14 protein-coding genes are annotated in these 13,763 nt (G+C 39.3%); 7 read left to right on the top strand and 7 right to left on the bottom strand.

Going from position 1 to position 13,763, the window contains the following annotated elements; translation table 11 throughout:
• Positions 1-16: 16 nt before the first annotated feature.
• Both dhaS and dhaQ read left to right on the top strand, forming a co-directional pair.
• The gene (dhaS, locus tag F9B91_RS09440) at positions 17-547 is read left to right on the top strand and encodes a dihydroxyacetone kinase transcriptional activator DhaS (protein ID WP_150923153.1); all 531 of its coding nucleotides are present in this window, start codon (positions 17-19) and stop codon (positions 545-547) included.
• Positions 544-1,533 (top strand): DhaKLM operon coactivator DhaQ, encoded by a 990-nt coding sequence (gene dhaQ, locus F9B91_RS09445; RefSeq protein WP_150923154.1) that lies wholly within the window; start codon positions 544-546, stop codon positions 1,531-1,533. Before dhaS ends, dhaQ begins: the two co-directional genes overlap by 4 nt.
• A 195-nt stretch (positions 1,534-1,728) precedes the next feature.
• Here the strand turns inward: dhaQ and F9B91_RS09455 are convergent, their stop codons facing one another.
• From F9B91_RS09455 to F9B91_RS09465, 3 genes are all read right to left on the bottom strand, one after another.
• Positions 1,729-2,223, bottom strand: coding sequence for a YkgJ family cysteine cluster protein (locus tag F9B91_RS09455; protein WP_049546639.1), 495 nt, complete (start codon positions 2,221-2,223; stop codon positions 1,729-1,731).
• 132 nt (positions 2,224-2,355) lie between these two features.
• Positions 2,356-4,089, bottom strand: coding sequence for a phosphoenolpyruvate--protein phosphotransferase (gene ptsP, locus F9B91_RS09460; RefSeq protein WP_150923155.1), 1,734 nt, complete (start codon positions 4,087-4,089; stop codon positions 2,356-2,358).
• Positions 4,090-4,094: 5 nt separating this feature from the next.
• Entirely contained in the window at positions 4,095-4,358 is a 264-nt protein-coding gene (locus F9B91_RS09465) for a phosphocarrier protein HPr (protein WP_000146947.1), read from the bottom strand.
• 350 nt (positions 4,359-4,708) lie between these two features.
• Here F9B91_RS09465 and nrdH point away from each other — a divergent pair, with 350 nt between their 5' ends.
• From nrdH to F9B91_RS09490, 5 genes are all read left to right on the top strand, one after another.
• Positions 4,709-4,927, top strand: coding sequence for a glutaredoxin-like protein NrdH (gene nrdH / locus F9B91_RS09470; RefSeq protein WP_000259240.1), 219 nt, complete (start codon positions 4,709-4,711; stop codon positions 4,925-4,927).
• Positions 4,928-5,007: 80 nt separating this feature from the next.
• Positions 5,008-7,167 (top strand): class 1b ribonucleoside-diphosphate reductase subunit alpha, encoded by a 2,160-nt coding sequence (gene nrdE, locus F9B91_RS09475; protein ID WP_150923156.1) that lies wholly within the window; start codon positions 5,008-5,010, stop codon positions 7,165-7,167.
• A 24-nt stretch (positions 7,168-7,191) separates the two neighbouring features.
• On the top strand, positions 7,192-7,548 hold the full coding sequence (locus F9B91_RS09480) for a hypothetical protein (RefSeq protein ID WP_150923157.1): 357 nt from the start codon (positions 7,192-7,194) through the stop codon (positions 7,546-7,548).
• 27 nt (positions 7,549-7,575) lie between these two features.
• On the top strand, positions 7,576-8,538 hold the full coding sequence (gene nrdF, locus F9B91_RS09485) for a class 1b ribonucleoside-diphosphate reductase subunit beta (protein WP_000451386.1): 963 nt from the start codon (positions 7,576-7,578) through the stop codon (positions 8,536-8,538).
• Positions 8,539-8,681: 143 nt separating this feature from the next.
• On the top strand, positions 8,682-9,449 hold the full coding sequence (locus F9B91_RS09490; RefSeq protein ID WP_049522295.1) for a DeoR/GlpR family DNA-binding transcription regulator: 768 nt from the start codon (positions 8,682-8,684) through the stop codon (positions 9,447-9,449).
• A 105-nt stretch (positions 9,450-9,554) separates the two neighbouring features.
• Here F9B91_RS09490 and F9B91_RS09495 read toward each other — a convergent pair whose 3' ends face one another.
• The 4 genes from F9B91_RS09495 to F9B91_RS09510 form a co-directional block, all read right to left on the bottom strand.
• Positions 9,555-9,812: a DUF3884 family protein gene (locus F9B91_RS09495; RefSeq protein WP_000471578.1), complete on the bottom strand. Its 258-nt coding sequence runs from the start codon at positions 9,810-9,812 to the stop codon at positions 9,555-9,557.
• Between the two features lie 41 nt (positions 9,813-9,853).
• The gene (lacG, locus tag F9B91_RS09500; RefSeq protein ID WP_150923158.1) at positions 9,854-11,260 is read right to left on the bottom strand and encodes a 6-phospho-beta-galactosidase; all 1,407 of its coding nucleotides are present in this window, start codon (positions 11,258-11,260) and stop codon (positions 9,854-9,856) included.
• A 463-nt stretch (positions 11,261-11,723) separates the two neighbouring features.
• Positions 11,724-13,415: a lactose-specific PTS transporter subunit EIIC gene (locus F9B91_RS09505; RefSeq protein ID WP_150923159.1), complete on the bottom strand. Its 1,692-nt coding sequence runs from the start codon at positions 13,413-13,415 to the stop codon at positions 11,724-11,726.
• Positions 13,415-13,732 carry a PTS lactose/cellobiose transporter subunit IIA gene (locus F9B91_RS09510; protein ID WP_004260646.1) on the bottom strand — a complete coding sequence of 106 codons (318 nt, stop codon included), beginning with the start codon at positions 13,730-13,732 and terminating at the stop codon, positions 13,415-13,417. The genes F9B91_RS09505 and F9B91_RS09510 overlap by 1 nt, the downstream gene beginning before the upstream one ends.
• Positions 13,733-13,763: the final 31 nt, after the last annotated feature.

Consider the following 13,763-nt stretch of genomic DNA (forward strand, 5'->3'; position numbering starts at 1 on the left):
AACAGAAAGGCTTCCTATGGCATCATCACTTATTACAAAAAAACGGATTGCCAAGGCATTTAGAGACCTATTAGCTACTAGAGAATTTGACAAAATCTCCATTGTGGATATCATGGAATCAGCTGGCATTCGTAGACAGACCTTTTATAATCACTTTCTTGACAAATATGAACTGCTAGACTGGATATTTGAAACTGACTTAACCGAGTATATCACCAATAACTTGGACTTCATTTCAGGCCAAAAACTATTACAAGAATTATTTCTTTATTTCGAACAAGAGCGTGACTTTTATATTCAACTTTTTGATATTCAAGGGCAAAATAACTTCTATGACCACTTTATCAGCTACTGTCGCTTGCTTGTATCAAAAATTTTAAGAGAATACGGTCAGATTGATATCGATTCATCTGCTTATACTTGTTTTTTGTTAGACTATCATTCACATGCTCTAGCAGAAATCGTGAAGGCTTACGTCAATAAAAAAAGTTCAGTTCCACAACCAGACTATCTCATCATGACGATTATTGGAAAGAGACCACAATGACATTTATTTCAAATCATAAACAGAAAATTATTTCAAGTTACATTTCGGCAACTATCAGCAGTCATCCTAAATTAGAAAAGCACCCTACCTTACCATTAGTCTATCAAAAAAATCGCAATCCTCATCAGGTTCCAATATTGGCGGGTGGAGGTTCCGGTCACGAACCTGCGCATATTGGATATGCGGGAGAAGGAATGCTTACTGCTGCTATCTATGGCCAATTATTTACTCCTCCTACAAGAACTGAAATCTTAGAGTCCATTCGTTTTTTAAACAATGGTCACGGTGTCTTCATCATTGTAAAAAATTTCGAAGCAGACATCAAAGAATTTAGCTGGGCCATTAATACTGCTAGACAAGAAGGAATTAAGGTTGGCTATAGTCTAGCACACGACGATATTTCTATTGAACCTCACAATAGATTTCAAATTAGAGGAAGAGGGCTTGCAGGGACTATTTTACTTCATAAAATTCTAGGATATGCAGCTCAAAATGGAGCTGACATAGAACAACTAACCGATTTAGGTCATGAACTTGCTCCCGAAATCGCAACAATTGGCTTTGCAACGAAAGCTGCTAGTCTCCCCCAAGCCACCCTTCCACTATTTAACTTGGAAGAAGGAAATATTTCTTATGGTATTGGGATACATGGCGAAGAAGGCTATCGTATCGTCCCATTCCAATCATCGGAAATCCTGGCAAATGAAATTATAAGTAAATTAAGATTGCACTATCATTGGAAAAAGGGCGATCAATTTATATTGCTTGTAAATAATCTAGGCACTACCAGCAACCTAGAAATGGGGATATTTATCAATGATCTCCTTCAACTCTTAGAAATTGAAGGAGTCACTATTACTTTTATAAAATCAGGAACATTTATGACCAGTCTAGATATGGCAGGTATATCCGTAACTCTTTGCCCTGTAAAAAATAAACAGTGGTTAGAAGCGCTCAATGCTCCAACGACAGCTTTTGCATGGTAATTTGCTTGTATAACTCAAAAGGGCTACATCACTTGATAGCCTTTTGATCTTATATAACGTTTAGATAAAACGGTTAAGCTTTTCATAATTTTCCTTAGAGGCCAGCATTAGCTCCTCTTTTGTTTTCGGTCTATGCACAGGAGTACTCCTTTCATATCTCTAGTTATTATTAGAAATTTTTTATCCTTTAAATCTCTATAACTTATCCTTTAATTTCTCAACAAAGAGATAGGCTGCTGGACAGGTCAAAGTATTCTTAATCGTCAAATGGTTGATTTGATGAATTTTTTTACGGTCCGTATGGGGGAACTCTCGGCATGCCTTTGGACGAACTTCATAGATGGAACAGAGATTATCTCCTCCTAAAAAGGGACAAGGCATGGATTTAAAAACCTTATCACCATCTTCATCTACCTGCAGAAACTCCGCTTCAAAAGCTGGTAATTTCATCTTAAAATACTTGGCGATTCGTGTAATATCCGCTTCTTTAAAGTCCGGTCCCAATGTCTTACAACAATTGGCACAGGCCGTGCAATCAATTTCCTCAAAGACTTCTTGGTGAATCTGCTGGGCTATCTTGTCTAGGTTTTTAGGAGGTTTTTTCTTTAGATTGGCTAAAACTTTACGGTGTTCCTTCTGCTTTTGCATGGCTAGCTGGTGGTAATACTCAATATCAATTTCTTTAGACATGATTTCTCTCTTATTCTATTTGCTTCTCCTATTATATCATGCCTCTTCATCATTGAAAAGTGGACTTTACAAGACTATACTATTCCCGAATGTATCAAAAAACCTTGCAACTAGGTTACAAGGTTAATGAAATTAATCAAAGTTAACGTATTCTTTTTGAAGTTCAAGGACTTCTTCCATTGTTGAACACTCTGTAAGGGCACGGTTAGCGTACTCTTTCATCTTAGCAGTGTCCAATTTCTTCATCAAGCTACGTGTACGAAGTACAGATGTTGCTGACATAGAGAACTCATCCAAGCCCATTCCGACAAGAAGTGGAACAGCTTTTTGGTCACCAGCCATCTCACCACACATACCAGCCCATTTACCTTCAGCATGAGCTGCCTTGATAACGTTGTTGATCAAGCGAAGGATTGATGGGTTATATGGTTGGTAAAGGTATGAAACTTGCTCGTTCATACGGTCTGCTGCCATTGTGTATTGGATCAAGTCGTTTGTACCAATTGAGAAGAAGTCAACTTCTTTAGCAAATTGGTCTGCAAGCATCGCTGCTGCAGGGATTTCAATCATGATACCAACTTGGATATCATCCGCAACTGCAACTCCTTCAGCAAGAAGGTTTGCTTTTTCTTCATCAAAGACTGCTTTAGCTGCACGGAATTCTTTCAATAGGGCAACCATTGGGAACATGATACGCAATTGACCATGAACAGAAGCACGAAGAAGGGCACGGATTTGTGTACGGAACATTGCATCTCCAGTTTCGGCAATAGAGATACGAAGGGCACGGAATCCAAGGAATGGGTTCATTTCGTGTGGCATATCAAAGTAAGGAAGTTCCTTATCTCCACCGATATCCATTGTACGAACAACCACTGGTTTACCATTCATTCCCTCAAGAACAGCCTTGTATGCTTCATACTGCTCATCTTCTGTTGGGAAGTCTTGAGAATCCATGTACAAGAACTCTGTACGGTAAAGTCCAACAGCTTCTGCACCGTTGTTGTTAACACCTTCAACGTCTTTTGGAGTACCGATGTTAGCTGCCAACTCGAAGTGTTTACCGTCAGCAGTCACTGTTTGAGCATCTTTCAAAAGTGCCCACTCAGCTTTTTGTTTAGCATAAACTTCACCAGCTGCTTTAAATTCTGCCGCTTGTTCATCTGTTGGGTTGATAATGACTTCACCAGTAATTCCGTTAACGGCAAGGATATCACCGTCTTTCACTACTTCAGTGATGTTATTTGTTCCCAATACAGCTGCAATTTCAAGTGTACGTGCCATGATAGCTGAGTGGCTTGTACGTCCACCGATGTTTGTTACAAAAGCTTTTACAAAGTTTTTGTCCAATTGAGCTGTATCAGATGGTGTCAAGTCATGCGCAATCACGATTACTTCTTCATTGATTGAAGCTGGGTTTGGTAATTTCTTACCAAGAAGGTTTGCCAATACACGTTTTGTAACGTCGCGGATATCCGCTGCACGTTCTTGCATGTATGGATTGTCTTCCATACCTTCAAAGATAGTGATGAACATGTCAGTCACTTCTTTAAGACCTGCTTCAGCATTGACTTTCTTAGCACGGATTGTTTCTTTAATCTGACCAATCAATTCTGGGTCAGCAAGAACCATCAAATGAGCGTCAAAAACTTGAGCCGCTTCTTCACCAAGCGTACCTACAGCTTTCTCACGGATAAGAGAAAGCTCGTTTTGAGAAGCTTCAAGAGCTACATCCAAACGAGCCTCTTCTGCGTTTGTATCTTCGACTGAAACAGTATCGAATGACAAATCCGGTTGAACGAGTAGATATGCTTTTGCAACGGCAACACCATCAGATGCTGCGATTCCTTTAAGCATTTCTGTCATTTTCCTTATGCCAATCCTTCTTTTTCCATTGTTTCTGAGATTGCAGCGATAGCGTCATCTGCATCTGCACCTTCAGCTGAGATAGTTACGTCAGCACCTTGGCCAACACCAAGACTCATAACACCCATGATTGATTTAAGGTTAACCGATTTACCTTTGTACTCAAGAGTGATATCTGAAGCAAATTTGCTAGCAGTTTGTACCAACAATGTTGCTGGACGTGCGTGAATACCTGTTTCTGCCACTACGTGGAAATCTTTAGAAGCCATAGTTTGACTCTCCTTTTGTTCTTTCTTTTTTGAGTTATATGTGATAACCCTTACAATTTGGTATTATATCATCTTCTAGGATTTTTTTCAAGCATTTTATGGGATTTATTCGATTTCCTTTCAGATAACTTGCTGAAAATCTTCTATTTTAGATAACAAAACACAGGATATAGTTTTTCAAAAAACAACTTATTGGATAATTATCACTATTTTACAAAACAAACACTACATATTGTGTTTTGTGAGCTTGAACAGAAAAATAGACCACTATATTTAGTTTTAAATCGTTGACAAATTTTTATTTTCTGATATACTAAGAAAGTAATCTATTTTGAAAGAGGAGTTACACAATGGTAACCGTTTATTCTAAAAACAACTGTGTCCAATGTAAAATGACCAAACGTTTCTTGGACAGTAATAATGTCGCTTATCGTGAAATCAATCTTGATGAGCAACCTGAGTACATCGATCAAGTTAAAGAGCTTGGTTTCAGCGCTGCTCCTGTTATCCAAACACCAACTGAAGTCTTTTCAGGTTTCCAACCAGGAAAACTGAAACAATTAGCATAATCTTAGTACATCATCCAGAAGAAACTGCTTCTAGGGCTAACTTAGAAGCCTTTCTTTTGTAATTAGATAAGGGAAATTTTATGGGATTAAAACATCTTGAGGACGTGACTTACTTCCGTCTCAATAACGAAATCAACCGTCCTGTCAATGGACAAATCATGCTTCATAAAGATAAGGAAGCCTTGGATGCCTTCTTTAAAGAAAATGTAGTTCCAAACACTATGGTTTTTGATTCAATCAAGGATAAAATCAACTACCTCATTGAACACAACTACATCGAAACAGCCTTTATCAAGAAATACCGTCCAGAATTTTTGGAAGAATTGTCTCAATTTATCAAAGACCAAAACTTCCAATTCAAGTCTTTCATGGCTGCCTATAAGTTTTACAATCAATATGCTTTGAAAACTAACGACGGTGAATATTATCTTGAAAGCATGGAAGACCGTGTCTTCTTTAACGCCCTTTATTTTGCTGATGGGAATGAAGCTATTGCAATCGATATTGCCAATGAAATCATCCACCAACGCTACCAACCTGCTACTCCTTCCTTCTTGAATGCTGGACGTGCTCGCCGTGGGGAGTTAGTATCTTGCTTCCTAATCCAAGTAACTGATGATATGAACTCTATCGGACGTTCTATCAACTCAGCTCTTCAACTTTCACGTATCGGTGGCGGTGTGGGAATTTCCCTCAGCAACCTTCGTGAAGCTGGAGCTCCTATCAAAGGATATGAAGGTGCTGCTTCAGGTGTCGTTCCTGTTATGAAGCTTTTCGAAGATAGCTTCTCTTACTCAAACCAATTGGGACAACGTCAAGGTGCTGGTGTTGTCTATCTCAACGTCTTTCACCCAGATATCATCGCCTTCCTTTCAACTAAGAAAGAAAACGCCGATGAAAAAGTTCGTGTTAAGACCCTTTCACTTGGTGTTGTGGTGCCCGATAAATTCTACGAATTAGCACGTAAAAATGAAGAAATGTACCTCTTCAGCCCTTACTCTGTAGAACTTGAATACGGTGTACCATTCAACTACATCGACATCACTGAAAAATACGATGAATTGGTCGCAAATCCAAATATCCGCAAGACAAAAATCAAGGCGCGTGATTTGGAAACTGAAATATCTAAATTGCAACAAGAATCTGGCTACCCTTATGTAGTCAACATTGATACGGCTAACCGTGCAAATCCTGTTGATGGTAAGATTATCATGAGTAACTTGTGTTCTGAGATTCTTCAAGTTCAAGAACCAAGCTTGATCAACGATGCTCAAGAATTCCTTCAAATGGGAACGGACGTTTCATGTAACCTTGGTTCAACCAACGTGGTTAACATGATGGCTTCACCTGACTTTGGTCGTTCTATCCGTGCTATGGTTCGTGCCCTTACTTTCGTTACAGATAGTTCGCACATCGTAGCTGTTCCTACTATCGACCACGGAAATAGCCAAGCTCATACCTTTGGTCTTGGTGCAATGGGACTTCACAGCTACCTTGCCCAACAATTGATTGAATATGGATCGCCTGAGTCTGTTGAATTTACAAGCATCTACTTCATGCTCATGAACTACTGGACTTTAGTTGAGTCAAACAATATTGCGCGTGAACGTGGTATCACCTTCTACAACTTTGAAAAATCAGACTATGCTAACGGAAGCTACTTCGACAAGTATGTGACAGGCGAATTTGTTCCAAAATCAGACCGTGTTAAAGAACTTTTCAAAGATATCTTTATCCCAAGTGCTGCTGACTGGGCTGAACTTCGCGACAAGGTTCAAGCAGATGGACTTTACCACCAAAACCGTCTAGCTGTTGCCCCAAATGGTTCTATCAGTTACATCAATGACGTTTCTGCTTCTATTCACCCGATTACACAACGTATCGAAGAACGTCAAGAAAAGAAAATCGGGAAAATCTACTACCCTGCTGCTGGCTTGTCAACAGAAACCATTCCTTACTACACTTCTGCTTACGACATGGATATGCGTAAGGTGATTGATGTCTATGCTGCTGCAACTGAGCATGTGGACCAAGGGCTTTCACTCACACTCTTCATGCGTAGTGACATTCCAAAAGGACTTTACGAATGGAAGAAAGAAAACAAACAAACGACACGTGACTTGTCTATCCTTCGTAACTATGCCTTTAACAAGGGTATCAAGTCTATCTACTACGTCCGTACCTTTACAGATGATGGTGGAGAAGTCGGTGCCAACCAATGTGAAAGCTGTGTGATTTGATCATAATTTGAAAGGACTGGATTAATGTGGGTTAGAAATAGATACACTGGACCAGGTGGTGGTCTCTACACCGGACCAGGCGGTGGTGCTTATACTGGACCAGGTGGTGGTCTCTACACCGGACCAGGTGGTGGTCTCTACACTGGGCCAGGTGGCGGTCTTTACACTGGGCCAGGTGGCGGTCTTTACACTGGGCCAGGTGGTGGTCTCTACACCGGACCAGGTGGTGGTCTCTACACCGGACCAGGTGGCGGTCTCTACACTGGGCTAGATAGTTCTCCATATATGAGTAATATTCCACCATTAGAAGTTTTTCTAAAAGAACTCGAAAAGAGAAATTTAAATCATTACGCAAATATGATTAAAAAGCATTTGCATTAACAAAATATAGAGGAGAGATTTTACAAAATGGAAACTTACTACAAAGCCATTAACTGGAATGCCATCGAAGATGTCATCGACAAATCAACTTGGGAAAAACTGACGGAGCAATTCTGGCTCGATACACGTATTCCCTTGTCAAATGACTTGGATGACTGGAGAAAGCTATCAAATGTAGAAAAAGACTTAGTTGGAAAAGTCTTTGGTGGTTTAACACTTCTCGACACTATGCAATCTGAAACTGGGGTTCAAGCCCTTCGCGCGGACATCCGTACACCACATGAGGAAGCTGTTTTCAATAACATCCAATTTATGGAATCTGTCCACGCAAAATCTTACTCTTCAATCTTCTCTACATTGAATACTAAGGCTGAGATTGAAGAAATTTTCGAATGGACCAATACCAATCCTTATCTGCAAAAGAAGGCTGAGATTGTCAACGAAATCTACCTAAACGGTAGCCCACTTGAAAAGAAAGTTGCCAGTGTCTTCCTCGAAACCTTCCTCTTCTATTCAGGTTTCTTCACTCCCCTCTACTATCTTGGTAACAACAAACTAGCCAACGTCGCTGAAATCATTAAATTGATCATTCGTGATGAGTCTGTTCACGGAACCTACATCGGATATAAATTCCAACTCGGTTTCAATGAATTGCCTGAAGAAGAGCAAGAAAAACTCAAAGAATGGATGTACGATCTGCTATACACTCTCTACGAGAATGAAGAAGGTTATACAGAGAGCCTCTATGACGGTGTTGGTTGGACTGAAGAAGTCAAAACCTTCCTTCGCTACAATGCTAACAAGGCACTCATGAACCTGGGACAAGATCCACTCTTCCCAGACTCAGCAGATGATGTCAACCCAATCGTTATGAACGGTATTTCAACAGGAACTTCCAACCACGACTTCTTCTCTCAAGTCGGAAATGGTTACCTTCTTGGCGAAGTTGAAGCCATGCAAGACGATGACTACAACTACGGTTTGGACTAAGGTCATCTATTTTATAAGTGATAAAAAACATCATGGTTTGTTTAAAACAACCATGATGTTTTTGTTTTTGTTTTCTTTTGTTTTTTAAATTGATTGATTGAATACTTTATGATAAAATAGTAATAGAAATAGAGGTGATAACGATGTTAAAGCAGGAAAAACTAGATAATATTCTAGAAACGGTAAATACAAAGGGAACTATTACTGTAAAAGAAATTATGACTCGCTTGGATGTATCAGATATGACTGCTAGACGCTACTTGCAAGAGTTGGCAGACAAGGATCTACTTGTTCGGGTGCACGGGGGAGCTGAAAAAATTCGCACAGGTTCTATTTTAAATAATGAACGTTCCAATATTGAAAAACAAAGTTTACAAATCGCAGAAAAACAAGAAATCAGCCGTTTTGCGGGTCATTTAATTGATGAGGGTGAAACTATTTTTATCGGCCCTGGTACGACCTTGGAATCTTTTGCCCGTGAACTTCCAATCGATAATATTCGTGTTGTAACAAACAGTTTACCAGTCTTTCTCATCCTAAACGAACGAAAACTAACAGATTTGATTTTAATCGGTGGAAACTATCGCTCTATTACTGGAGCCTTTGTGGGAACACTAACCTTGCAAAACTTGGCCAATCTACAATTTTCTAAAGCCTTCGTTAGCTGTAATGGTATTAAGGACAATGCGATTGCGACCTTCAGCGAAGAGGAAGGTGAATCCCAACGCATCGCCCTCAATAATTCCAATAAAAAATACTTACTAGCTGACAATAGTAAGTTCAATAAATTTGATTTTTATACCTTCTATAATATCTCTGATATTGATACCATCGTTTCCGATTCTAAACTGAGCAAAGAAACCTTCGACCAACTTTCGAAACAAACAAAAATTATTCTTTCTAAACCATAAAACTGAGGATTGATAAAAATATAAAATGCGTCATATCAAGAAAATAAGAATCTTGATATGACGCATTTTTTGATGAAGATTTTTACAAAGAGTTTCCTAGATTCTTTATGATTGTTGAAACGGCATAAAATCTGAATCAAAGGAGATATTATCTCGTTCTTCAGGACTGATAAAATTTAAAAAGATATTTTTAAATTCTTCCAGCTCATAGTCTGAATGGCAAATCCATTCTTTACCTGTAGAGACATACCATTTCCCAAGTTTTTTCAGCTCCTCATTAGTCAAACAAGGTATTTGAGAACATTTATCAAAATTGATAATATAAACTTTTTCATAAATTGATTGGATAAAATCTTTGAACATCTTTTGCCTCACTAGAATTCTATATCTAATTACTCATTCTACTACTCAATCACTTGAGTTTCCGCTACTTTCTTGTACCAGTGAGCTGATTTCTTAGGATAACGTTCTTGAGTTTCAAAGTCTACATAGAAGAGACCGTAACGTTTTTCATAACCGTTTGACCATGAGAAGACATCCATTAATGACCAAATGAAGTAACCTTTTACATTAGCTCCATCTGCAATAGCATCAGATAAGACTTCCAAGTGTTGTTTCACATAATCAATACGACCATCGTCGTAAACAGTGTTATCAACGAACTCATCTTTATATCCGAGACCATTTTCAGTGATGTAAATCTTCTTATAGTTCGGATAATCTTTCTTCACGCGCATGATTTGATCATACAAACCTTGAGGATAGATAATCCAATCCCAGTCCGTACGTGGCACATAATCCGGAGCTACACGACGACCAACACCTTTGATTTGGTACTTAGAGCTTCCTTTTTCACCCTTACCGTTATGAATAATTTCAGTTTCTCCATCAAAGGCTTCCATCCAGTCACTCATATAGTAATTTATTCCAAGGAAGTCGTTCAAGTCTTTCGCAGCTTCTAATGCTGTGAAATCTTCTTCACGAAGATCTAAGCTACCACCATTGGCAGCCAAGATAGCCTCTACCCCTGCCAGGGTATTTTCAGAGTAGTGACCCAGATAAGTTGCATCCAAGATAAATTTGTTATGGATAATGTCCTCCAACTCTGCAGCAATAACATCTGCAGGATTTTCAGGATCAAGTGGGTACTTAGTTGGCAGAGCATGAACCACACCAATTTCACCTTTGTAGCCTTTGTCTTTGTACAATTTCACAGCACGTGCATGAGACACCATCATATTGTGGTGTGATTGAAAGACTTTGGCAAGATCGTACTGAATACCTGGAGGGAATTTACCAACCAAGTATTGACCATCACCGATTGGTCCAATTTCATTGAATGTTGTCCAATAGTTTACTTCTGGAAATTCTTCAAAACAGAAGGCAGCGTAATCTACAAAGTGTTCAATATTTTCACGGTTTAAGAAGTCACCATTTGAGTGGAGAGCTTCTGGCGTGTCGAAGTGATGAAGAGTCACAAAGGGCTCAACATGACGTTTGTGACACTCTGCAAATAGATTATGATAAAACTCGACACCTTTCTGATTTACTTGACCGTAACCAGTTGGGAAAATACGTGACCAGGCAATAGAAATTCGAATACCATTGACACCATACTCTTCTGCTAGCTTGAGGTCAACTGGATATCGATTGTAAAAATCACTGGCTGGTTCGGCAGTGTACCAGTAGTTATCTTCAAGATATTTATCCCACGCAACTGGTCCTTTACCATCAGTATGTGTAGCGCCTTCTGCTTGATAGGCAGCTGTTGCGCCACCGAAAATAAAGTCTTTTGGTAATGTTTTTGTCATTTTTTTCACCTATTTCTTGATTTAAAATAAAGTAAAAGTGAGAGGAGAGGAGTCAGTGAGCCATCCTTCTACATCTCACTTCTTGTACCAAGTCACCGAATTGTGACATGAGGAGGTAAAAACGATATCTTTTTACCAACGAATTAATAAGGCGATTAGGAAATTCGCCATAGCGATTTCCGTAACGAGAGGAAACTATTTCATAGTCCCTATTATTAATCGAATTGTGACATGAGAAGGTAAAAACAATATCTTTTTACCGACGAATTAACAAGGCGATTAGGAAATTCGCCATAGCGATTTCCGTAACGAGAAGAGACTGTTTCACAGTCCCTATTATTAATCGAATTGTGACATGAGGAGGTAAAAACGATATCTTTTTACCGACGAATTAACAAGGCGATTAGGAAATTCGCCATAGCAATTTCCGTAACGAGAGGAGACTGTTTCACAGTCCCTATCGTTAATCGAATTGTGCTTGTACAAATGCTAGAGCACCTTTTCCATCACGGGTTAATTTGATGTATTGAGCGCCTTCTGTTTTCGCAAGTTTAATATCGAGTTTATCTGTTTCTGCTTTCATATCTTCAAAGTTTGAAGCAACTTGAGGAGCAAGAATAACCAAATCAAACTCTGGCAACATTTCACGGTGAGCTCCATAACCACCTGCTGCTGCTTTCACAGGAACATTGTATTCTGCAGCTGCCTTATTCAAAGCATTTGCAAGAAGTCCACTTGTTCCTCCACCGGCACAAAGAACCAAGACATTTGTTTCTTTAGTGATTGTATTTTGAGCTGCTTCTACACCAGCTTTTTCAAGAATAGCATCTGCTTTTGCAGTGTTGAAGTTTGCAGCAACTTTTTCTTTCAATTCATCATTAGACTTACCTGAACGCTCTTCTTCAAGAATTTGTTCATCATATACTTTAAGGAATGGGTAGTAAATGACTACGTCAACCACGATTAGAAGAGCAGCAAGAATGAATGATAGAACTTGGAAGTTAGTACCAAGAACTAGACCTAGTGGAGCTGGAGTTGTCCATGGTAGATTAGCAGTAAATGAGTTCATTCCAAGAGTTTCAATAAAGAATTTGAAGATCCAAACGTTTGCGATTGGAGCAAAGATAAATGGAATGAAGAAAATTGGATTTAATACCAATGGAGCACCGAACAAGATAGGCTCATTTACACCGAAGAAAGTTGGAACTACTGAAGCACGACCGATGGCACGGTTACGTTTCGATTTTGTCAACCACATGAACATGAATGGAACAACCAGTGTCGCACCAGTACCACCCATGGTAACGATAAACATTTGTGTACCAGAAGTAAGAATCTTGTCAGCGTGCATGCCTTGTTGGAGAAGGTTCAAGTTGACTTCGGCATTTGCATAGGTAATAGCTGCGATTGCTGGTTCAACGATAGATGGACCATGGATACCAACAAACCAGAAGAAAGCAAAGGCACCAAAGATAATCGTAATACCTAGATAACCATCAGCAGCAGAGAATAATGGTGCAAAGAATTTACCGATTGATTCTGCTACACTAGCACCCACAAAATGACGTGCTAGTAAATCAAGAGCATAAAGAGAAACCACTGATAGAGTGAATGGAATCACATCTTTAAAGACTTGTGAGATATTTGGTGGAACTTCGTCAGGCATACGAATAGTGACATTGTTCTTAACACAAACCTTATAGATGGCTACGGTAACAAAGGCAGCAAGGAAGGCTGAAAGCAAACCTTTTGTCCCCAAGAATCCAGTAGCTAGGCCATTTTCGATAGGATCAGCTGCCAACATCAACAAACCAACAATTGCTGCCAACAGTGTTGACATATAGTTGATTTGATTGGTTTTCTCCATGCTACGGTTTACTGAGTCGGTCAATGACTTAGCTGTTGTACCAGCTACCAAGAGAGCCAGAATACCCATAGAATAGCTATAAGGTTTCATCAGAAAGGCTACAACTTCATCAGACCATTTAAAGCCCCATGAGTTTGGTACAAAGGCAATCAAGATAAAGATACTTGAGAAGAGAATAACAGGCATACCTGCAATGAAACCATCACGAATAGCACGAAGATAGATATTACGAGATAATTTCTCAAAGAAAGGTTTTCCTTTCTCGATAAATGCAATTAGTTTATTCATTATTTAACTCCTCTCTTGTAGAGTTCGATTAAATGGTGCATCAAATCTTTTAACAAAATAGTTGTCATCAAGTGATCTTGACCATGCATCATGGTTACGCTATAAGCCAAATCCTCGCCAGCTGCTTCCTTGGTCAATAGACTTGTTTGCGCGTGGTGAGCCTCTGCAATACAGCTACCAGCTTCCTCTACCAGAGCGTCCGCTTTTTCAAAATCACCAGCTTCAGCAGCCTTCAAGGCTTCCAATAGTTTTGAACGAGCGTCGCCAGCATAGGCTACGATTTCAAAACCTAACAATGTTACTTCTTCTCTATTCATGATAGAATTCTCCTTATGTATTTTTAATTAA

Source organism: Streptococcus mitis, from assembly GCF_008763935.1.
GTDB classification, from domain to species: Bacteria; Bacillota; Bacilli; order Lactobacillales; family Streptococcaceae; genus Streptococcus; species Streptococcus mitis_DB.